16 protein-coding genes are annotated in these 20,947 nt (G+C 61.2%); 8 read left to right on the top strand and 8 right to left on the bottom strand.

From position 1 onward, the window contains the following. Positions 1 to 7 precede the first annotated feature (7 nt). On the top strand, positions 8 to 5,047 hold the full coding sequence (locus tag NF676_RS03640) for a DUF4329 domain-containing protein (protein WP_252887244.1): 5,040 nt from the start codon (positions 8 to 10) through the stop codon (positions 5,045 to 5,047). A 51-nt stretch (positions 5,048 to 5,098) separates the two neighbouring features. On the opposite strand, the gene NF676_RS03645 is transcribed toward NF676_RS03640, so the two are convergent. The 8 genes from NF676_RS03645 to cbiE all read right to left on the bottom strand — a co-directional run bounded on the left by NF676_RS03645 (position 5,099) and on the right by cbiE (position 13,548). Continuing rightward, complete coding sequence (locus tag NF676_RS03645) at positions 5,099 to 6,472, bottom strand: PepSY-associated TM helix domain-containing protein (protein ID WP_252887245.1); 1,374 nt, start codon at positions 6,470 to 6,472, stop codon at positions 5,099 to 5,101. 144 nt (positions 6,473 to 6,616) lie between these two features. Then, on the bottom strand, positions 6,617 to 8,737 hold the full coding sequence (locus NF676_RS03650) for a TonB-dependent copper receptor (RefSeq protein ID WP_252887246.1): 2,121 nt from the start codon (positions 8,735 to 8,737) through the stop codon (positions 6,617 to 6,619). A gap of 84 nt (positions 8,738 to 8,821) precedes the next feature. Continuing rightward, positions 8,822 to 9,268 carry a DUF2946 domain-containing protein gene (locus NF676_RS03655; protein ID WP_252879356.1) on the bottom strand — a complete coding sequence of 149 codons (447 nt, stop codon included), beginning with the start codon at positions 9,266 to 9,268 and terminating at the stop codon, positions 8,822 to 8,824. Positions 9,269 to 9,289: 21 nt separating this feature from the next. Then, on the bottom strand, positions 9,290 to 9,769 hold the full coding sequence (locus NF676_RS03660) for a copper chaperone PCu(A)C (RefSeq protein WP_056787657.1): 480 nt from the start codon (positions 9,767 to 9,769) through the stop codon (positions 9,290 to 9,292). A gap of 48 nt (positions 9,770 to 9,817) precedes the next feature. Beyond that, positions 9,818 to 10,216 carry a DUF2946 domain-containing protein gene (locus NF676_RS03665; protein ID WP_041480684.1) on the bottom strand — a complete coding sequence of 133 codons (399 nt, stop codon included), beginning with the start codon at positions 10,214 to 10,216 and terminating at the stop codon, positions 9,818 to 9,820. 317 nt (positions 10,217 to 10,533) lie between these two features. Further along, on the bottom strand, positions 10,534 to 11,250 hold the full coding sequence (locus tag NF676_RS03670; protein ID WP_150638220.1) for a cobalt-precorrin-6A reductase: 717 nt from the start codon (positions 11,248 to 11,250) through the stop codon (positions 10,534 to 10,536). Continuing rightward, a complete protein-coding gene (locus NF676_RS03675; protein WP_252887247.1) occupies positions 11,247 to 12,344 on the bottom strand; it encodes a cobalt-precorrin-5B (C(1))-methyltransferase in 1,098 nt (365 codons plus the stop codon). The genes NF676_RS03670 and NF676_RS03675 overlap by 4 nt, the downstream gene beginning before the upstream one ends. Beyond that, positions 12,337 to 13,548 (bottom strand): precorrin-6y C5,15-methyltransferase (decarboxylating) subunit CbiE, encoded by a 1,212-nt coding sequence (cbiE, locus tag NF676_RS03680; protein WP_252887248.1) that lies wholly within the window; start codon positions 13,546 to 13,548, stop codon positions 12,337 to 12,339. The genes NF676_RS03675 and cbiE overlap by 8 nt, the downstream gene beginning before the upstream one ends. Before the next feature lie 225 nt (positions 13,549 to 13,773). Here cbiE and NF676_RS03685 point away from each other — a divergent pair, with 225 nt between their 5' ends. From NF676_RS03685 to cobJ, 7 genes are all read left to right on the top strand, one after another. Next, complete coding sequence (locus tag NF676_RS03685; RefSeq protein WP_252885247.1) at positions 13,774 to 14,445, top strand: hypothetical protein; 672 nt, start codon at positions 13,774 to 13,776, stop codon at positions 14,443 to 14,445. Further along, entirely contained in the window at positions 14,369 to 15,406 is a 1,038-nt protein-coding gene (locus NF676_RS03690; protein WP_252887249.1) for a hypothetical protein, read from the top strand. Before NF676_RS03685 ends, NF676_RS03690 begins: the two co-directional genes overlap by 77 nt. A gap of 51 nt (positions 15,407 to 15,457) precedes the next feature. Beyond that, the gene (locus tag NF676_RS03695; RefSeq protein ID WP_252887250.1) at positions 15,458 to 16,108 is read left to right on the top strand and encodes a hypothetical protein; all 651 of its coding nucleotides are present in this window, start codon (positions 15,458 to 15,460) and stop codon (positions 16,106 to 16,108) included. A 155-nt stretch (positions 16,109 to 16,263) separates the two neighbouring features. Continuing rightward, positions 16,264 to 17,562: a precorrin-3B synthase gene (cobG, locus tag NF676_RS03700; protein WP_252887251.1), complete on the top strand. Its 1,299-nt coding sequence runs from the start codon at positions 16,264 to 16,266 to the stop codon at positions 17,560 to 17,562. Beyond that, the gene (locus NF676_RS03705; RefSeq protein ID WP_056787678.1) at positions 17,555 to 18,181 is read left to right on the top strand and encodes a precorrin-8X methylmutase; all 627 of its coding nucleotides are present in this window, start codon (positions 17,555 to 17,557) and stop codon (positions 18,179 to 18,181) included. Before cobG ends, NF676_RS03705 begins: the two co-directional genes overlap by 8 nt. After that, positions 18,178 to 18,912, top strand: a complete 735-nt coding sequence (locus NF676_RS03710; RefSeq protein ID WP_370695113.1) for a precorrin-2 C(20)-methyltransferase — start codon at positions 18,178 to 18,180, stop codon at positions 18,910 to 18,912. Before NF676_RS03705 ends, NF676_RS03710 begins: the two co-directional genes overlap by 4 nt. Then, complete coding sequence (cobJ, locus tag NF676_RS03715; RefSeq protein WP_252887252.1) at positions 18,912 to 20,612, top strand: precorrin-3B C(17)-methyltransferase; 1,701 nt, start codon at positions 18,912 to 18,914, stop codon at positions 20,610 to 20,612. The genes NF676_RS03710 and cobJ overlap by 1 nt, the downstream gene beginning before the upstream one ends. Positions 20,613 to 20,947 lie beyond the last annotated feature (335 nt).

Genomic DNA, 20,947 nt, shown 5'->3' on the forward strand with positions numbered 1-20,947 from the left:
GCGCTGAATGCGTGCACCAGGAGGGGACGGCAGGCGGGCGATGGTGCGTCGAGTTGCGCCAGATTGGGGCGCCCGCTGGCACTCAGATGCGGATACAAAAGCGATAACCCTGTACCACAGCTCGAGAAAACCGAAGGGCCACACTCAGTTGCTCATCCGATTCTCAGCGCAGGTTTTTATGAGTCATGTCTCAGGCCGATCCGGTCGTACCGCAAGTTCTTCAGCAACGTTCAAGCTGCCCCCACTGAGCCCGGCTTTTCTGACTGAAGAAGACGCCGCCTATTGGGTGCACACACGAATTCCACTCAACCCGGACAAAGAGTACGGCAGCGTGGTCCTGCTGCGACCGGACGGGAAATTCCTCGCCACCTCTCCCATCGCAGGTGAAGCCACGCGCTTCGACTTCGGCACGATTGTGCAGACCGATGCCCTTGGCGGCATGCTCCATCCCTTGGGCTACCGATGTATCGCCAGCGTACACAGCCATCCGCCGATCCATGCCGAGTTCCGCAATGGCAATCGGCGTCAGGATGAAACCCTGCTCAGGCTGTTCATGAGCTTCTATTCAGGCGGCGATTTCATTGGCGATGTGTCGGCGCGGGATTTTTTCCGCAGCGCTTACCTTTCAGGCCCGGATGGCAGCTTGCTCAAATACATCTCGAGCGGCTCGCCCGAGGAACGCGACTACTTCCTCTGGCAGCAGTCCGGCGGGCCGTCGGGCCATCCGGCGGGGGCCTATGACGTGATGGCGGTGATCAACAAGCTGGCGACCGTGGGTGAACTCAAAGTCATTGTTTCGAATGCCGACTGGGGCTACTCGGTGGGGCGCGTACCTGCGGACTGGAAGGCCGGCGCGTCGTTCTCTACGGGTGTGGTCACCGAACTGCCGCTGATGACCCGGGTATGCGTCAATGCCGAACGCGCCGTGCTTGCCGCCTTGAAATCCAGAGGCGCACAGACGACGGGCCTGATATTGAAAAAATTGATTGGCGAGGAGTATGTCGCCACCCATGCGCGCCCGGCCGGACTGGCTGCATGGGATCCTGAGCGAATATTTCCGGTTGATGCCCAAGGGCAATTGCAGCTGCCGAGGGGGTATTTGCTGGAGGGCTTCTACTTCGCCTCGCGGCCCGACCCTGCGCAGTTTCCACCCGCTCAGCCGTGGCTCTACGAGAACTTCTTCACGCCCCGGGAGATCGCCGTCGCTATCGAAGCGAATGCCCGCAGCAAACATCTGGCGAAAGCGGGACATGCGTTGTCGCTGTACATGCGGGCGCAGGATCATGCGATGTTGAAGTACCGCTTCAGCGGCGATTCGATCGAAGCGGCACTGAGCGTTACGCAGTCGGACGGCACGGTCGGTGACAATGGAGTGCAGGCAAGGCTGTTGGCCGGCACACTGGATACCCGCGCATTTGTCTCGATGCTGGTACTGGCCGGGACCCTGGAGGTCGTGCGCGGCAGTGCGCTGTGGGCGCATCTGGGGCCGGTGGATCTGCAATGGCAACCCTTCGCGAACTTCCCCTGGCCGCGATTGAGCGGCGCTTTTCTGTGCGCCGATGATGCCGTGCGCCATGCCCATGAACTCGCCGGCCTGCGCCGTGACAAACCGTACGCCGGGTATGTTTTTCAGCGCAGCGACAAGCGCTTCGTGGTGACCGAACCGTTGCCGGGAGATATCGACACGCTCAGTCAGGGCAGGCTTTATCCGATGGACAATCATGGGCGTCCGGTCTTTCCCGACGACCATGCGCTGCACGCCCGTTACGTCTCACACACGGCGCTGTCACAACTTTTGCCGGTGGATGCAGAGCTTTTTGGCTGGGCGTATCAGGAAGCGGCTGTGAGCTTGCAGATGTTGAGTGTGGCGGAGGTCAGGCAAGTCCTGCTCGACGAGATTGCCTTGTATGTCAGCGCGGCGCCGGACAGTCTCGTCAGGTATGAAGTCAACGGATCAGCGGTCTCCACAGAACTGGTCCGGCGCCTGGGCACGCGCCAGCATCCGGGCGCCCTGGCGCTGGAACTGGACAGCGGCCGTAAACGCCCGCAGGACTTCATTCGTGAACAGGCAGCGGCCGGACGTTTAACGGTTCTGATCGATAATGAACTGTGGGGCTATCGCGGGCGGGTGCCGCCCGCCTGGTCGCTGCGCACCACGCCCGCGCCTTTGCCCGTGCCGCAGTTGCCGGTGGTGCAACTGCCGCCGCTTCTGTATCCCCAGCCGGACAGAGACAAGCCGATCCTGCCCAAACCCACGCCACTCCCGCAGCCGCAAATACCGTTGCCGCCGCTGACGTTGCCGTTGCCCTGGAAACGCATGGAAGGTGTGGCATTCGGCGCGATTTTCCCCTCGGCGGATGAGGCTGCACGGGACCGATGCATGGGGGACTTTCGTCCACAGGGCGAAACGCGCGCGTACTTCGGCTTCATTCTCAGGCACAAGAGCCGGCCAGAGTATGTGGCTACCGAGCTGGTGCCCGTCAGTGATCAAGGCAAAAATCTTTTCAGGCTCGATGCGGTATTCGCCGACCTGCCCTCTGAGCCCTGGCATGCGTTGCCCGAGGGCTTTGAACTGCACGGCAATTTCTACGCATCGCAACGTGCCGGTGATCCGACGAAAAGTCCGGATGACTGGCTGGCGCATTACTTCATTTCGCCGGACCACCTGACAGCCTCGATGTATTACGGTGGCCGGCGCCCGGTCATGGTGCCGGACGTTCCCGCAGCGCTTTATCTCGCAGTGCGCGATGGTGCGTTGCTCAAATATGTGTGGAGCAAGTCCAGCAAGCTGTTTCATGACGCCTCGTCCCAGCGCACGCTTGAACAGATCAAAAGCGATCTGGCCGCTGGCAACCGTCTACCGACCGACTTTATCCATGAGGTCGCCAGCAGCGGCGAGCTCTCCGTCATGCGCACCGGTCTGTGCTGGGACCGGACGGGGCAGATCAATGTCACCTGGCAACCGTACGCAAATCTCGAACGGCGCAGGCTCGGTCCGGTTTTTCAGACAGCTGACGACGCGGCCGTCCACGCCAGGACACTCGTGCCTCTGGTGACCGACCGAGTGCATGGCGGGCTGATTCTGGAGACGGTCGACAAGCGCTACGTTGCCACAGTGCCTGTTGAAGTCAGCCATGAGGATTTCGATTTCACCGATATCTGCCCTGAGGAAAGTCGCGCCGCCGGATTGTTTCCTGCGGGTTGTCGCATCGTGGCGCGGTACCGCTCGCGCGTCGCCCAAGAGGTGTCGTTGGTCTTGGCGCCTGTGCAAAAGCAGGTGTACCAGAACGTGTTTTCGGTCGAGGTGCTGGAGTCGGCGTTCAACAAACGCGGCATCAAAGAGGAATACCGGGTGGCGGCGGACGGTTCGCTGGTTCGCTATACACCCGCCCCACGGGATGAGTACCTGTTCTGTCCGGATGGCGCGGTGATTGGCTATCGGCCGCAAGCCGAACTGCTTTCGCAACTGCTTGATCAGGGCGAGCGGCTGTCCGTCGTCGATGCAAAAGCGATAAGACAGCGCTTGCGCGATCGGCAATTGAAACCCGTCGAATGGGTGAACGATCTGGCCAGGGCCGGACGTCTGTGGGTGGTCGCCGCAAGCGCGATCTGGGGGCAACCGCGCCAGATTATCCAGTGGGCACCATACTCCGGGGATCTGTTGCCGGCCGCAGATTATGACAAGGCGTTGAGCAGCCCGGTCGGCAGCCCGCTGTTCATCCAGGCAGACGCTGCCGCGCGTTACGCTCATCAACTGTCGTTGAGCAGGGATACGCAGACCTTCGGCTACGTTTTGAACGGCCCGGAGGGGCTGTTCGTGTCCACTCTGCCAGTCGCGGTGCAGCGTTCGGGGTTGGCGCTGGATCGAGTGTTCGAGCAGGGCAAGCTGCCGCCAGGCTTCAGTCTGAGCGCCATTTACTTGCGAGCAGCGCTGCCACCGCTGGGCGCGCGGGCGGACGATATGCGGCACTTTTTTCTGCTGCCCAACGATGTCCAGGCAGCCTGCGCATGGGCCAACACGCCTCAGGGGTACCGGCCGATCTACTTCTCCTGCGCCGATGGCGCGTTGTTGAAATTGCAACTGCATGCATTCGAGCCCGGCACTTTCTACGATGAGTTCGGGCAAGTGCAACTGCGCCCCAATGCCTTTGTGTCGAAGGTGGAAGCGGCGGTCGATGAGCGGGGCATTGCCAGCGGTACGTTCAGATTTTTCGACTATGTCCAACGGATGGCTCATGCCGGCCGACTTGAGGTAATTGAAACGAGTGAATACTGGTCGCGGCATGGTCAGGTGGATGAACACTGGCAGCCACGGCTGACCGAGGTGTCCAGTGAGCAACGCTGGCGCGAGCATCCGGCGCCAGCGCTGGGACCTGTCTTTCATCATCCCGATGATGCCGCCTGCCATGTTCATGGGCGGGTAGCCGGCCAGGCGGTAATAGGCACCGGTTATGAGAGTGCGATTCTGGCGAACCCGTCCAGCCGTCGCTTCGTTCCGCTTGAGCCGATCGTGTACCTCGCCAACGAGGACAATCCGCTGTTGCGCATACTGCGTACCGTCGCGGATCCGGCTGTCAGTTGGCGCGATCCGGCGCCGCGTTATCCCGAGGGTTACTCGGTGATGGCCACCCATCAATTGCATGTCTCGGGCAACACCACGCTGGCGGCGGACGTGGATCAGGTCTATGCCAATTACGCTGCGCCTTCGCTGGTGCATGCGCACACCCATGCACCCACGGAAAAAGGCCTGCATATCCTGCACTACTACTATTCAACGCCGCACGATGTGCTGCTCAAGTACACACCTGTGTATTCAAGGGCGGAAAGAGATCTGTTGCTGACCCGCTCAGCCACTTTCGAGGGCGGACGCTGGATCAGCCGGCTGAGCCCTGGAGAGTTTCTTTCGCGGCTTATGGCGCTGGGTGAGTTTCGGGTGCTGATCGGCGGTTATTACTGGCGCCAGACCGGCCGCATGAACACTACCTGGCGAAGCCGTCGTCAGCAGACCCCGACACCCGGAACCGTGCGCTTGCGCGACGAGTTGTAAGTGAAATGAATGAACAGGCGTGGGCCGCCGCAACGGCCCGCGCCCGTCCCATCAACGCTGCACCTGCGCGGCACGCTGGCCAAGTCGGGGCACGAGAAACCGGTCGAGCAACCAGACCACCACCAGCGACGCCCCCACCAGTGGAAACACCACCGCCAGCACCAGCATGATCGCCACGCCGGTTTTCCACTTCGGCAGGTCATGGCGCAGCGGCGGCACACCGAATTTGCCTTCAGGCCGACGCTTCCACCAGATCACCACGCCGCTGACGGCGCTGAGCAGAATCATCAGGCAGATCAGCAGCACGACAATCTGGTTGAAGGTGCCGAACATCTTGCCTTCGTGCAGCATCACGCCGATTTCCGTGGCGCGCGCGACGGTGCCGTAGTGCTCGAAGCGGACATCGGCGAGGACCTTGCCGGTGTACTGATCGACGTGCAGGGTGGCGTCGTTGCGCGGGTCATCAGCGAACACGGCAATGGTGAACACGCCGGTGGCGGTGGTCGGCAGGGTGATGCTGTAGCCGGGTTCAACCTTGCGTTCACTGGCGATGTTCTGCACGTCCTGCAGGCTGATCGCGGGTGCTGCGGGGCCGGCATGGGCATTGCCGTGATTCATGTGTTCGGCGTGGTCGCCGGACATCGGCATCGGCGTATTTTCCATCGCCCATGGCACGGTCTGGCGGGTGGCGCTGTTGAGGCTGCGTGCCTCGATGTCGGAGGTCGGCACGTTGTCCCACATCGCTGCCGGAAACACGTTCCACACCTGCGCGTATTGCTTGCCCCAGAAACCGGTCCAGGTCATGCCACTGAGCAACATCACCAACAGCAATGTCGCGCCCCAGAAACCGGTGACGGCATGCAGATCGCGCCACAACACTCGACCGCGGCTGTTCAAACGCGGCCATAGAATGCCCGCCGCCTGACCACGCGGCCACCACAGGAACAGCCCCGAGACCACCAGCACCACGCCCCAGCCAGCGGCCATTTCGATCAGGCGATCGCCGACTGTGCCGATCATCAATTCGCCGTGGATCGCACGGGCGATGGCTTGCAGGTTCTGCTTGGCATCCTGCTCGCCGAGGATCTCACCGTGGTACGGATCGACGAACACGTTGAGTTCATGACCGGCGTTCTTCACCACGAATTGCGCGCTGCGCTCAGCATTCAACGGCGGCAGATACTGAGTGACCTGGCCTTGTGGGTAAGCGCTTTTCACCCGTTGCAGCAAGTCATCGGCCGGCACCGTGTGGTGCCCGGCCGGCACTTCGAGCAGGCTGCTGTACATCAGCGAATCGAGCTGCGGTTTGAACAGATAAATGATCCCGGTCAGGGCCAGCATCACCATGAACGGCGCGACGAACAGCCCGGCATAGAAATGCCAGCGCCAGGCCAGGTTGTAGAAATTGGGTTGAGGCTTTTGCATCACGTGTGCTCCGCTTGGCTTGGTTCTTTTCGTTGTCTGTTTACCTGCGGGAGTGAGCCTGCTCGCGAAGCGGTTGTTCAGTCGATATCGATGCCGACCGTGGTGCCGTCTTCGCGAGCAGGCTCGCTCCCACATGGGTGGGTGTCAGAAACTCATATCCACTTTGGTCCAGAGCGTGCGCCCCGGTTCATTGAGCGCTTGCGGGTCGTTGGTCGGATAGCCGAACCCGGCATTGCCGGCCAGATTCAGGTGTTCGGCGTAGGCTTTGCCGAACAGGTTGTCGACGCCGCTGCTGACCTTCCAGTGCTTGTTGATGCGGTACGCGCCGTTGAGCGAGAACACGCCGAAGCCCGAGCTCTGGGCGTAATCCTTGCCGACCACGTTGCCCTTGTTCGCGTCGATGCGGTGCTGCGCGGCGACCACTCGCCACAATGCGCCGGCGCTCCACTTGGCCTCGCTGTAGGTCAGGCCGAAGCGCGCATCCAGCGGCGGCATCTGCGGTAATGCCGAGCCGTCGCTGCTGTTCTTGCCCCAGGCATAGGCCAGGGTCGCATCGGCTTTCCAGTTGTCGGTCAGGTTGTAGGCAGCTCCGAGTTCGCCACCCATGATCCGCGCGTCGATGTTCTCGGCGCGCGAGGTGCTCATGCCCATCATTCCCGGCGTGTAGTCGAACAGGATGTAATCGCGTACCACACCGATGTAACCCGAGGCCCAGGCTTCGAGGTCGGCGCTCTTGTAGTTCACGCCGAAGTCGAACTGCGTGGTCTTTTCCGGTTTGATCGAGTCGAACGCGTTGACCGATCCTGCCGGGCCGGACTTGGGCGAAAACAACTCCCAGTAATCCGGGAAGCGTTGCGCGTGGCCGAGGCCTGCATAGAGCGTGGTCGGGCTGTCGGCGAGGTCATGCTCGTAACGGATGAAGCCGCTGGGCAGGGTGTCGGCGCGGGTGTCGTCGGCGGTCGGGTTGGGGCGGGACATCATCCCCGACCCTGTGGTTTGCCGGTAATCCTTCGCCGAAGCACGGTCGACACGGGCGCCAGTGATCAAGCGATCACGCTCGGCGGCGTACCAGGTCATTTCGCTGAACACGCCGTAATTGTGGAAATCGGCGTCCTTGCTGTAAGGCAGGTCCTTGTAGGTATCGATGCCCATTGAGCTGCGCTGACGGTGCTCGTTGGTCTGTGCGTCGAGGCCGGTGATCAGCTGAACATCAGCCCAGCGCCAGGTTGCTTTGATCCGTGCACCGAGGGTACGACGGTCGACGTTGGACGCCATCGGTCCCGCCATCATGCCGGTGCCGGACGGCGTGCGCAGGGTGTAGTTGTCCATCACATGGTCGGCGTAGTTGTAGTAGACCTGCGCTTCCAGTTTTTCCAGCACCTCGCTGATGTTGGATTTTTCAAAGCGCAGACCGAGGCTCTCGCGCAGGAACTGCGAACCGTCCATGCCGCGTCCGGCATACCGTGCCTCGCCATCGCCCTTGCCGGCGGTGAGTTCGATCAGGGTGTCGGCATCCGGCGTCCAGCCCAGTGCGATATTGCCGTTCCACTTGTCGTAACGCGAGGCGACGATGTCGTTGTTGCCGTCGCGATAGTCATCGGAATGCGCAGTGTTGCCGATCACCCGCACGTAACCCAGAGGACCGCCGGCAGCGGCGTCGACAACCTTGTCGAAACGTCCATGCGAGCCAGCCAGGAGGCTGGCGTTGACGCGCGTGCCGAGTTCGCCGAAGTTCTCCGGCTCACGGTCGAACAGCACCGTACCGGCCGATGCGCCGGGACCCCAAAGCACGGTTTGCGGACCTTTGATCACCGTGAGCTTGTCGTAGGTTTCCGGCGAGATGTACGAAGTCGGCGCGTCCATCCGGCCAGGGCAAGCGCCGAGCATCATGCTGCCGTTGGTGAGGATGTTCAGCCGCGAACCAAACATGCCGCGCAGCACCGGATCGCCGTTGGTGCCGCCATTGCGCACCAGAGCGAAGCCGGGAATGGTCTTCAGGTAATCGCCGCCGTCACTGGCCGGCACCGGTTGGCGCGGATCCTTGGGGTTAGTGACGATCGTCAGTGGCGAGCTCGGGGCGATGGCAGTGATCACCGTCGGGCTCAGTTCATGTTCATGGCCGGCGTGAGCGTCGGCCAGCGCCAGCGGTGTCAGCAGTACGCCGCAAAGGACGGCAATAGCGTGCCTGCAACGAATCCGCGATTCGTTCAGGGCAAAGTGCGCGCGGGCAGATTCCGCGCAGGGGACAGCAGTAAACCTGGACATGACAATTTCCATCGAACAGTCGTAAACACCACGGTCGGCAGCCTGGCGCTGTCTTCTCAACCGTGTGCAATCAGAGGTGCGTGTTTACGTGGCGATGGGCGGGGCGCGGGTGCGGGCGCCGGGGAAGAAGGGTTGGCGGGCATGGCCCAGACGCGGCGAGGGTGTGGTGAAGGTGTTGGGTGGCGGGATGTTGAAAGCGACGAAATCGCCGCCGCCGGTCAGTGCCGGGCAATTGAACAGCAGGGTGCAATAGCCGCACTTTTCCCACAGCACGTGATGCGAAGATTGCGGCGGGCAATGCTCGGCAGCAGGCTGGGCGTCATGGCCGCTGTGATCCATGCCGGGCATGTCCATCGACATGTCCATGCTCATTGGCATCGACGTCGAGGCGTGCTGATCCATCGGCATCGACTGAGAAATCAGTGGACCGATGAAGATCATCAACATGGCGAACAGGGCGATCCAGCTGCCACGCGTCAGCGCTTGAGTCTGACGGTGATGCGGGACGGGCCTGGCGCGCAACGGACGCATGGGCGAAGTCAGCCGAAACAGTTACTGAGCGTGCACGTGGCCCTGGGCCGATTCCGGCGGTTTCTTCTGCACGGCAACTTCAACGCTGACGTCACCTGCCTTTTCGAAATGCAGGGTCATCGGGAAACGCTTGCCGTCACTGAGCAGGCTGCGATCGCTCGGGTTGAGCAGCATCACGTGGTAGGCCATCGGCGCGAAGGTCACGGTGCCGCCGGCGGGGATTTGCACGCTTGGCACCTGCTGCATCTTCATCAGATCGCCCTGCATGACGTGCTCATGCAACTGCGCTTGTGCAGCGATGGGCGAGTCGACGCTGAGCAGGCGATCGGCGCTTTTGCCGGTGTTGTGAATGATGAAATAGGCGGCGACGGTCGGCGCATTCGGCGGCAGTTCCTGCGACCACGGATGGGCGATTTCCAGCGCACCCACCTTGTATTCGTGGGCATGGGCAAAGCACGCCGGCAAAAGCAGCGCAGCGAGGACGAAGAGTTTCTTCAACATGGCAGTTCTCCAGAACGATTTGAAACGCGGATTCAGGGCGCGAACCAATCAGACCAGAGGGGAGGCACGGGGATTGAGACTCGGCCATTGCTGGCGCGGCGTCGGGGTTTGCAGGGAGGCGGGCGCAACGCTGCGGTTGCTTTCAAATTGCGCGAAATACAGCTGCGGCGAATGCCCCGGCAGCGCCAGCAATGGCGCCCCGCCTGAGCAACACCAGCAGTGCTGCATGTTCGAATGGTTGTCGTTTTGCGGGGCCTTCTGATCCGTGGCACCGATGTCGATCGCCACCATCTTCATGCCGCTGCCGGTGCAGAAACTGCTCCACAGTATCTGCTCGGCCGGTGAACTGGCCGCCTGCGCCATCGCCCCGCTCAGCGGCATGGCGAGCATGTTGAACAGCACTGCAAAGCAGGCGATCCAGGCAAATGCTAACCGGCGTCGGTTCATGGGACAGGTCCGTTGGGTGGGCGATCAGGCGCGGCCCATTTAGCCTGATCAGGGCCGATAAGTAAAAAAGCGTCGTGCGGTTTGGTGTCGCAGTGAGCTGTTAAAGGAGTGTAGCTACTTGAATTTGCAGTGCCAGACCTGACGCCTTCGCGGGCAAGCCCGCTCCCACAAATTTTGTGAGTGTGCACAGATATCAGCAACATCCACGGTTCCTGTGGGAGCGAGCCTGCTCGCGAAAGCGATTTGTCAGGCACTGATGGGCTGCCGGTGCGGACGTATTCGCGAGCAGGCTCGCTCCCACAAAGGGCTGTGCCGATTCAGCGGGAGAGGGCTGAGAGGATGTCGCCGACAGATCCAAATTCCCGATCAACCCCCGGCAACCCCGGCCGCTTCAACACCAGCACCGGAACGCCACGCTCGCGCGCCACTTCAAGCTTCGGCTCGGTGGCGCTGCTGCCGCTGTTCTTGCTGATCAATACATCGATCTGCCGGCGCTCGAACAGCGCTCGCTCGTCTTCCAGCAGAAACGGCCCACGGGCGCCGATCACTTCGCAGCGCGTGTTGCCGGGATAAACGTCGAGAGCGCGCAGAGTCCAGAACTGGTGGGCGGGGATTTCGTCGAGGTGTTGCAGCGGTTCACGGCCGAGGGTGAACAGCGGGCGGTGGAACGGTTTCAGGGCGGCGATGAGTTCGGCCCAGTCACTGACCTCGCGCCAGTCATCGCCTGCTTGCGGTTGCCAGGCGGGCCGGCGCAAGGCCCAGCAGGGGATGCCGGCGAGCTGTGCCGCGCGGGCGGCGTTGGCGCTGATTTGTGCGGCGTACGGATGCGTGGCGTCGAGCAGCAGATCGACGCGTTCATCGGCGATGAACTGCGCCAGACCCTCAGCGCCGCCATAGCCGCCGACCCGAACCTGGCAGCGCAAATCGCTCGGCACCCGGCCAACACCAGCGAGGCTGTAGATATGTTGTGGGCCGAGCGTGCGGGCAATCGCCAGCGCTTCAGTCACGCCGCCGAGCAGCAAGATCCGTTTCATGCAAAACCTCCGGCGTGCCCGACAATCCCGCCCTGACGATCAATGGCAAACACCTCGACCTGGACCTGTGCCGGCACGACGCTACTGGCGAAATTCAACGCATGGCGGCAAACCTCATCCCCCAAAGCGATGCCCGCCGCGCTGGCCATGGCCAAGGCTTGTTGGCTGGTATTGGCTTCGCGAATGCCTTGTTGCAATGCCGCATCCGCGCCAATCGCCGCCGCCCACTCGGCCAGTTGCGGCAAATCGATGCTCGAATGCCGTGAGTGCAGATCCATATGCCCGGCGGCGAGTTTGCTGATCTTGCCGAAGCCGCCGCACAGGCTGAGTTTATCCACAGGTACTTTGCGCAGATGCTTGAGCACCGCACCGACGAAATCACCCATCTCGATCAGGGCGATTTCCGGCAGGTCATAGACCCGGCGCATGGTGTCTTCGCTGGCGTTGCCGGTGCACGCGGCGATGTGCAGATAACCATTGGTTTTCGCTACGTCGATGCCCTGATGAATCGAGGCGATGTAAGCGGCGCAGGAAAATGGCCGGACGATGCCGCTGGTGCCGAGGATCGACAGGCCGCCAAGAATGCCCAGCCGTGGATTCATGGTTTTCAGCGCCAGTTCTGCGCCGCCCTCGACATTGACTGTGACTTCGAAGCCGCCGCCATAACCGGTTTCGGCGGCGAGCAAGGCGAGGTGATCGCTGATCATTTTGCGCGGCACCGGATTGATCGCCGGCTCGCCGACGGCCAATACCAGGCCGGGTCGGGTCACCGTGCCGACGCCGACACCGGCGTTGAAGTGGATTCCCGGTTCGGCGGACAGTCGCACCTGTGAATAGAGCAGGGCGCCGTGAGTGACGTCAGGGTCATCGCCAGCATCCTTGATCGTCCCGGCTTCGGCGCCGTCCTCGCTCAAGCGGCAGAACTCCAGGCGCATCTGCACCTGTTTGCCTTTGGGCAGCGTGATCTGCACCGCGTCGGCGCTGATGCCGGTGAGCAACAGGCGCGCGGCGGCGAGGCTGGTGGCGGTGGCGCAGCTGCCGGTGGTGAGGCCGCTGCGCAGGGGCGCGGGCTGTTCGGCGGTTTCGTCACGCATCGAGGGGTTTGACCAGTTCCAGCAGGGTGATCGGCAACGCCTGACGCCAGGTATCGAACTCGCCGAGCGGTTGTGCCTGGGCGACATGAATGCGCGTCAGCTCACCGCCGTATTGTTCGCGCCAGTGCATCAGGGTGACTTCGCTTTGCAGGGTCACGGCGTTGGCCACCAATCGGCCGCCGGGCTTGAGCTGGTCCCAGCAGGTCTCGAATACACCCTCACGGGTGACGCCGCCGCCGATGAAAATCGCTTCCGGACGTTCAAGGCCATTGAGCGCTTGCGGCGCCTTGTCGCGAATCAGTTGCAGGCCGGGTACGCCCAGCGCATCGCGGTTGTGTTCGATCAATTGCTGACGGCCCTCGTCGGCCTCGACCGCGATGGCGCGACAGCTCGGGTGCGCACGCATCCACTCGATGCCGATCGAGCCGCTGCCGGCGCCGACATCCCAGAGCAGTTCGCCGTGCTTCGGCGCCAAGCGAGCGAGGGTGATGGCGCGCACGTCGCGCTTGGTCAGCTGGCCGTCGTGACGGAACGCCGAATCGGGCAGACCGGCGAGGCGTGACAGGCCGGTAACACCGGGTTCGGCCAGACATTCGACAGCGATAACGTTGAGATCGGCAATCGGCGCATTTTCCCAGTCACTGGCGCTGCGATCGATCCGCCGCTCGGCGTCGCCGCCCAAATGCTCCAGAACAGTCATGCGACTTGGGCCGAAACCACGTTCGCAGAGCAATTGCGCAACGGCGGCCGGGCTGCTGCCGTCATTGCTCAGCAACAACAGACGCACGCCGCTGAACAGATGCGCATTGAGCGCCGCCAACGGACGCGCCACCAGCGACACAATCGTCACCTCCTGCAACGGCCAGCCCAGGCGCGCCGCCGCCAGTGCGCAGGACGAAGGGGCGGGGATGATCGCCATCTCGGCGCTCGGCACCTGACGCGCCAGACTGGCACCGACGCCGTAGAACATCGGATCACCGCTGGCCAGCACGCAGACCGGCGCGCCACGCGACTCGAGCACCGGCGCTAGGGAAAACGGACTCGGCCACAATTGCCGCTCGCCGCCGATGCACGGCGGCAGCAGATCCAGCTGACGCTGGCCGCCGACGATCCGCGAAGCGCCCATCAGAGCACGCCGGGCGTTCTTGCCCAGGCCTTTGAAGCCGTCTTCACCAATACCCACAACGGTCAGCCAATCGCCCATTTCATACTCCAGATCCTGCGTCCAGCGAAGCGGGCGACATGATAACGCGACAATCGATAACTGGCTGCTGTCCTTTTTTGAGGATCGCCGACATTCAATGTTTACATTGTCTTTTGTGATTTTTCGAGTTCTTCGCAAGTATTGAATTGGCGTTCCGCTGGAAGTGCTTGTGGCTATCCGGAAGGTACTTTTTTAGTAAATTGAACAATCGAATGGATAATTGAAATGAGCGATGTTTTGAACAGTATCTCAGCACTGCCCGACCAAGGCAGTGCGACGGTGATGGGGAATAATCTGTTGTCCTACTTTTCCGGGTTGACTGCGGAAGACAAACGATTCGTCAAAGACAGTATGCGCTGGGCAGAATACAGAGCCGATTTGCGTCATGACAGAAACAGTGAGCCAGCTGCTTGGTTCGAATATTATTCCGGGGTGCTCTGGTCTGTCGGCTGGAGCCTGGAGCAAGCTCCGGTAATCCATGTTGACAAGAACTTTACCGGCAATGCTCTGGACGTCTGGGCGCGATCCTTGTCGCAACAACTAAGTCGGGAGAAAGTCGGGCTAATGAAGGAAGCGTTCCATATGCTTGAGACACATTCGGATGCCATAGACGTATTTAGAGGCAGCGCTCGGGAATGGAGCGATTTTCGTTTTTCTCCTGCTCAGTACAATTTCAATAGGGAGTTGGAGATTGTCGTTAGTAACGTTCGCTTGCTTGATGCGAAGTGGTCCTCTACCTATTTGTTCTGGACTATTCAGCATACGGGTTCGGAGCTTGATATCCGCTCCAGGCGCTTTTTGATCAGGTCTGCCGCGATAAATGAAAATCGGCTTCAGTTGGCTGCTGCAGTGCTTGATATGCGCACGCGTGAAATTGAGTTGGCTCGGGGCGCTTGATGTTAGTTGTACAGCTTTGTTTGATGGTTTGTATGACGGTCTGAAATTAAATGCATGGATTTTCGATTTGATTAACTCCGGTGCTGTGGTTAGTTTGTTTTCCACACCAAGTCGGTGTTTTAATCATGAAAGGAATTCATTTATGACTGAGCTGAATAAAGATGTAATCTCCGCTGTTGAGCGGTTTAGTTTGATTGCACAAACCAATGAGTTTATCGCTGCGCAGCCAGTGCTGCGCTCGCGTTCGGCAAGTGTTGGCAGTAGCTTGCCGGTTGATAAAGATGAACTGAATGCTGCAATCATGGGTTCGGGTATTGCAGGCTTTGATGCAAGCATGTCCAAGCGCAGCAAGCGAATCGTTAAAAACACCTACATGTATGCCGATCTGGTTGCCTTGCTCAAATATCCAGCGTCCAACCAAAAGGAACAGCGCTATAACGAGTTTATGCGATTGATGAAACTGGCTGGCTGGTTTGCTTTCAGCCAGCCTTATAATCGATATACCGCTACTTCGCAAAAATTGACCATGGATAATGTTGTCCTGTCTGTTCTGCATACCGCTGTTGGTGCAGCAGTAGGACAGGGCCAGGCAGCCCTTAAAGTATTGTCCTCTGTGGCAGATGCGACCATGGATGCACTGAAAAATGAACCACAGGCCCTGACGCTGTTCGAGAACAACTCGAAGAAAGCCGAAGGTGGCAACTTTTGCATGAGTGCGGCTTCGCAGGATGATGAGGGTGGTATCACCCTGGCAATCGCTGCTGTGCAATATCTGGCTTCGGCTCAACCTACCAAAGTACTGTTTGTAGAATGGGCAACATCTGCTGTGGAGATTTATAACGCCGGCGCCACGATGTATATGGATGAGGAAGACTATGCAATGGTAGAACCATTGATTGTCAAGGCTCTGACTGAGCAACGTGAGAAAGCGCTCAGCTACGAATTTGGCCAGTCGGCCTGAAATTGATTAATGCCAGAGGCGCAAGCCTCTGGTTTTTTGTGGGAGATGCAAATGTTCGCGATTTCGAAGGTTTTCGTATGCGCAGGGGCATTAGTGCTGGTGAGTAAAGAGCTGTCGGCATCTGACATTGACGACAGTCTCGATGCGCTGCTTTATTCACAAACGGTCGCCTCGCATAAAGTTCCCGATGCTGTTGAATACGAGGCATGGAATGATGCCAATAAAACGGCTTTGAAAGTCACCGGTGCTTTGTTTTTCGACGATCCGGTTATCAGCGCGCCTGTCACAACGCCCGATACTTTTACTTTGCTGGAGTTGACTCAAGAACTCTTGCAAGGTTGGGCGCCGGCAGTTTTGAACCAACAGGTAATTGCCAATCTGACCTCGCAACTGGAGAGCAACGGTGCGGCCCTTGAGTTGCTTCAGCGAAATACTCTGCAAGAGGGCAAGTCGATTCGCTTCATGCTTGGCAGCGTATCTGCGGAATCAACGATTACGATGGTCGTCATTTCGTTTGCCGTCAAAGAGCCTGTTCCGGGCAATGTGCTTGAGCAACGCTTCAATGCCGAGCAGATAGTGGGCAACCTTGCTGTTGATTGCTACAAGGCTCTTATAGATGCCGATGATTACTGTTTCTCGAGAGCCAGGATTATTGCGTTATTGGGTGAGCGGCGCGAAAAGCAGATTATCGCCCTGACCTGAGCGCGGCAGAGGCAACAACTGAAGCCTGCCTGCCCCACCGGTCGAGACAGAGGGCAGACTTTTCATACCGGTGGGCAAAGCAGGCATAATACCGCGCGCTCCGCCCGCGAAGCGCTTCTGCCACACAACCGGTCAGCCCCTTGAACGAACGCCCGATGTCCACTGCCTCACGCCCCTCGGCCTGCCCGGGGTTGCTGCGTATCGTCCAGGCACTGGACGGCGGTATCTGCCGGATCAAGCTTGATGGCGGTTCGATCAGTGCCGATCAGGCCGATGCGGTGGCCGCTGCCGCCGAAGCGTTTGCGAGCGGTGCGATCGAAGCGACCAATCGCGGCAACCTGCAGATTCGTGGTATCGGTGCGCAATCGGCAGCGCTGATCGAGCGCTTGCTGGCCGCTGGCCTCGGGCCAAAGAACGCTGCCGGCGACGATGTGCGCAATCTGATGCTCAGCCCTGCCGCCGGGATCGATCGGCAGATGCTGATCGACACGCGCCCGCTCGCAGGGCAAATCCTCGACACCTTGCAAAGTCATCCGCGCTTCCATGAGTTGAGCGCCAAGTTCGCCGTGCAGCTCGATGGCGGCGAAGCGCTGGCGATGCTCGAACATCCGCATGATCTGTGGCTGTCGGCATTCGAGCGTGACGGCGAAATCCTCTGGGCATTCGGTCTGGCCGGTTGCCCGACCGATCGCCCGCTCGGCGCTGTGAGCCTGGACAACGCTCACGCGCTGGTGGTCGCCGCGCTGGAGTTGTTCCTCGACCTGGCCCGGCCAGAGCAAACACGGATGCGCCATCTGCTCGACGAGTTGCCAAGGCTCGCGTTCCTTGAGTCGTTGCGCGAGCGCGTATCGCTCAAGGCGATCAGCAATTGGCAGCGCCCGACGTCGGCAGACGCGCTGCACATCGGCGCTCATCAGCAAAACACGCAAGGTCTCTGCTACGTCGGCGCGGTGCCGCCACTGGGCCGACTTGATCCGGCGATGCTGCGTGGCGCGGCACAACTGGCCCGTCAATTTGGCGATGGCAGTCTGCGCTTCACGCCGTGGCAGAGCCTGCTGCTGCCGAACGTGAAAGCCACTGATACCGACAACGTGCTTGAGCAGTTGCGGGCGTTGGGCCTGTTGACGACCGAGGCCGAACCACTGGCTCGCCTGATCGCCTGCACCGGCGCCGATGGCTGCGGCAAAGGCCTGGCCGACACCAAGCAGGATGCCCGGCAACTTGCACCTCTGCTGCCCGCAGGCCTCAGCGTGCACCTGTCGGGTTGCTCGCGCTCCTGCGCCGCCGCCCACTGCGCGCCAGCGACGCTGCTGGCCGTTGCCCCCGGTCATTACGACCTCTATTTTCGCGATGCAGCACAGCCCGGATTCGGCACGCTGCACGCCTGCAATCTTACTATTGAAGCGGCCGCGACCCTGCTCGACGCCCGCTCCCGGAGCCCCCTTGATGCTTGATTACATCCGCGACGGTCAGGAGATCTATCGCAACTCCTTCGCGATCATTCGCCGCGAGGCCAATCTGGCGCGCATTCCCGCCGATCTGGAAAAACTTGCGGTGCGAGTGATCCACGCCTGCGGCATGGTCGAGGCCATCGACGGTCTGCAATTCTCCGAGGGCGCGGGCAAGGCCGGGCGCGATGCACTGGCGGCCGGTGCGCCGATTCTCTGCGACGCGCGGATGGTCTCCGAAGGCGTGACCCGCACGCGCCTGCCGGCCAATAACCAAGTGATCTGCACTTTGCGCGACGACAGCGTGCCGGAGCTCGCCCGCGAGTTGGGCAACACCCGCTCGGCTGCCGCGCTGGAACTGTGGCGCCCGCACCTCGAAGGCAGTGTGGTGGTGATCGGCAACGCACCGACCGCGCTGTTCTACTTGCTGGAAATGCTCGACGCCGGCGCGCCGAAACCGGCACTGATCCTTGGCTTCCCGGTCGGCTTCGTCGGCGCTGCCGAATCGAAAGCGGCGCTGGCCGCCGACAGTCGCGGCGTGCCGTTCGTGATCATGCAGGGTCGGCTGGGCGGCAGCGCCATGGCCGCGGCCGCCGTCAATGCCCTCGCCACGGAGATCGAATGATGCAGGCCAAAGGACGTCTGATCGGCCTCGGTGTCGGCCCCGGTGATCCGGAACTGATCACTGTCAAAGCCTTGCGCCTGCTGCGCGAATCGCCGGTGGTCGCGTATTTCGTGGCCAAGGGCAAGAAGGGCAATGCGTTCGGGATCATCGAGGCGCATCTGGTCGAGGCGCAGAACCTGCTGCCGCTGGTCTATCCGGTGACCACCGAGGCGTTGCCGGCGCCGCTGTCGTATGAGCAGGTGATCAGTGATTTCTACGACGAAGCCGCTGTGGCGGTCGCCGAGCATCTGGACGCCGGCCGCGACGTAGCGGTGATCTGCGAAGGCGACCCGTTCTTCTACGGCTCCTACATGTATTTGCATGATCGTCTCGCCAGCCGTTACGAGGCCGAAGTCGTGCCCGGGGTGTGCTCGATGCTCGGCGGCGCTTCGGTGCTCGGCGCGCCGCTGGTGTATCGCAATCAGAGCCTGTCGGTGCTTTCCGGCGTGCTGCCCCACGAAGAACTGAAACGGCGTCTGGCCGATGCCGATGCGGCGGTGATCATGAAACTGGGGCGCAACTTTCCCAAGGTCCGTCAGGTGCTGGAAGAACTCGGCCTCGCCGAGCGTGCGTTGTATGTCGAGCGCGCGACCATGGCCAACCAGAAGATCGTGCCGATGGATCAGGTCGAGCCGATGTCCTCGCCGTACTTCTCGCTGATCATCGTCCCGGGCGAACGGTGGCAAGGTTGATGAGCCAAACGACTCCCGCCATCGTCATTCTCGGCCAGGGCAGCCTCGCGACGGCGCGGCGCATTCAGCAGGTCTACCCGGCGGCGCAAATCCATGGCCTTGCCGGACGGGTTGAAGGCGCCGACAGCAGCTATCAGGAATTCGGCGCGACCCTGCGCGCGTTGTATCAACAGGACACGCCGATCATTGCCCTGTGCGCGGCGGGGATTGTCATTCGCACCTTGGCGCCGCTGTTGCTGGAGAAAGGCGCCGAACCAGCGGTGCTGGCGGTGGCCGAAGACGGCAGCGCGGTGGTGCCATTGCTGGGTGGACTCGGTGGGGTCAACGTCATGGCCCGGGACATCGCGGCGGCGTTGCAAGTGGCGCCGGCGATCACCACCAGCGGCGAATTGCGCTTTGGTACCTGCCTGCTCAATCCGCCAAGCGGCTACGCACTGGCGGATCTGGAATCGGGCAAACGCTTCGTTTCCGACCTGCTCGCCGGGCACAGCGTGCGCATCGAAGGCGCGGCGCCATGGCTCGATCAGGCGCAGTTGCCGCAGGATCCGCAGGCGCAGCGGTCGATTCATGTGAGCAGTGTGCAGCGGGTGGCCAGCGCCGATGAATTACTGATTTACCCGCGCAGCGTGGCGGTGGCAGTGAGCGCTGACGTGGCAGATCTGTCGAACGCCGTTCGCGCTGCGTTGCAACAGGCCAGTGTCGCCGTGCCGGCACTGGCGTGTCTGGTGGCAGCAGAGGCTGAAATGGCCTCATCGAGTTTGCGCGAGGCTGCGCTCGAGTTGGGCGTGCCACTGCGCTTCGTGGCAGCACAAAGCGATCTTCAGACGTTGGCCCGCGTGGCAGTGCCTGCGGCGAAGGTGATCAGCGCAGAACATCTGGCGATCGCGATTGCCGAGCAACCGCTGGACGTCGCGCAGATCGGCCGCCCGCGCGGTCGCCTCGCGGTCATTGGCCTTGGCCCCGGCGCCGCAGAACTGATGGTGCCAGCGGTGAAAACCGAACTGGCCCGCGCCACCGATGTGCTGGGCTACGAAACCTACGTGCGCATGGCTGGCCCGTTCCGCGACGATCAGGTGCAGCACTGCACCGACAATCGTGAAGAAATGCAGCGTGCCCGCCATGCCTTCAGGCTCGCCGCCGAAGGCCGCTCGGTGATCGTGGTTTCCTCGGGCGACCCGGGCGTATTCGCCATGGCCGCTGCGGTGCTCGAAGCCCTGCACGAATCGGACGATCCGGCGTGGCACAGCGTTGATCTGGAAATCCTCCCCGGCGTCTCCGCCTCGTTGGCCACTGCGGCTCAGGCCGGTGCGCCGCTGGGCCACGACTTCTGCGTGATGTCACTGTCGGATAACCTCAAGCCCTGGGCGATCATCGAGAAACGTCTGGATCTGGCCGCCCAAGCGGATCTGGCCCTGGCGTTCTACAACCCGATTTCCCGGGCGCGCCCGTGGCAACTGGGCCGGGCGCTGGAGATCGTTGCGCAGCACCGCTTGCCTGAAACACCGGTGGTGCTCGGTCGGGACATCGGCCGGCCGGGGCAGACGCTGCGCACCACGACCCTGGGCGCATTGACACCGGAACAGGTGGACATGCGCACCATGGTGCTGATCGGTTCTTCGACCACCTGCACCTTCGCCCGTGCCGGAGGCGGTGAGTGGGTTTACACGCCGCGTTGGTATGGTGAAAAACCGCTGTCCTGAAAAACCCTCCGCTCATGCAATTCTCAGCGACTGGAAAGTTTGAGCGGTTGTAAGTCCGATTGAAGTTTCAATTGTTTTCCACCAGCAATAAACAATGGTCATGTCCCACAGGGCAGGGCCATTTTTTATGGCCGACGGGCGCGCCAGTCCGATAATTATTACGCTGCCGTTACAGCGAACTGCTCCCGGTGTTATCAGATATTGCCGGGGACAAGCTTTGTATTCCTTGTTGTTTGTGTGGCGCGTATTCGCCCACTAGGGTGCTGTGTTCATAGCACTTGTCGAGTGTCGTTCAAATCAATTTACCGCTCTGCAGCGGCGCAAGAGTGCGCGCG

This window comes from Pseudomonas siliginis, assembly GCF_024072275.1.
In the GTDB taxonomy this organism is placed as follows: domain Bacteria; phylum Pseudomonadota; class Gammaproteobacteria; order Pseudomonadales; family Pseudomonadaceae; genus Aquipseudomonas; species Aquipseudomonas siliginis.

Excerpts from the sequence above, each read along its gene's own strand:
- NF676_RS03640 (WP_252887244.1), top strand. The coding sequence starts at position 8 with ATGCGTGCACCAGGAGGGGACGGCAGGCGGGCGATGGTGCGTCGAGTT.
- NF676_RS03645 (WP_252887245.1), bottom strand. The coding sequence starts at position 6,472 with ATGCAAAAGCCTCAACCCAATTTCTACAACCTGGCCTGGCGCTGGCAT.
- NF676_RS03650 (WP_252887246.1), bottom strand. The coding sequence starts at position 8,737 with ATGTCCAGGTTTACTGCTGTCCCCTGCGCGGAATCTGCCCGCGCGCAC.
- NF676_RS03655 (WP_252879356.1), bottom strand. The coding sequence starts at position 9,268 with ATGCGTCCGTTGCGCGCCAGGCCCGTCCCGCATCACCGTCAGACTCAA.
- NF676_RS03660 (WP_056787657.1), bottom strand. The coding sequence starts at position 9,769 with ATGTTGAAGAAACTCTTCGTCCTCGCTGCGCTGCTTTTGCCGGCGTGC.
- NF676_RS03665 (WP_041480684.1), bottom strand. The coding sequence starts at position 10,216 with ATGAACCGACGCCGGTTAGCATTTGCCTGGATCGCCTGCTTTGCAGTG.
- NF676_RS03670 (WP_150638220.1), bottom strand. The coding sequence starts at position 11,250 with ATGAAACGGATCTTGCTGCTCGGCGGCGTGACTGAAGCGCTGGCGATT.
- NF676_RS03675 (WP_252887247.1), bottom strand. The coding sequence starts at position 12,344 with ATGCGTGACGAAACCGCCGAACAGCCCGCGCCCCTGCGCAGCGGCCTC.
- cbiE (WP_252887248.1), bottom strand. The coding sequence starts at position 13,548 with ATGGGCGATTGGCTGACCGTTGTGGGTATTGGTGAAGACGGCTTCAAA.
- NF676_RS03685 (WP_252885247.1), top strand. The coding sequence starts at position 13,774 with ATGAGCGATGTTTTGAACAGTATCTCAGCACTGCCCGACCAAGGCAGT.
- NF676_RS03690 (WP_252887249.1), top strand. The coding sequence starts at position 14,369 with ATGAAAATCGGCTTCAGTTGGCTGCTGCAGTGCTTGATATGCGCACGC.
- NF676_RS03695 (WP_252887250.1), top strand. The coding sequence starts at position 15,458 with ATGTTCGCGATTTCGAAGGTTTTCGTATGCGCAGGGGCATTAGTGCTG.
- cobG (WP_252887251.1), top strand. The coding sequence starts at position 16,264 with ATGTCCACTGCCTCACGCCCCTCGGCCTGCCCGGGGTTGCTGCGTATC.
- NF676_RS03705 (WP_056787678.1), top strand. The coding sequence starts at position 17,555 with ATGCTTGATTACATCCGCGACGGTCAGGAGATCTATCGCAACTCCTTC.
- NF676_RS03710 (WP_370695113.1), top strand. The coding sequence starts at position 18,178 with ATGATGCAGGCCAAAGGACGTCTGATCGGCCTCGGTGTCGGCCCCGGT.
- cobJ (WP_252887252.1), top strand. The coding sequence starts at position 18,912 with ATGAGCCAAACGACTCCCGCCATCGTCATTCTCGGCCAGGGCAGCCTC.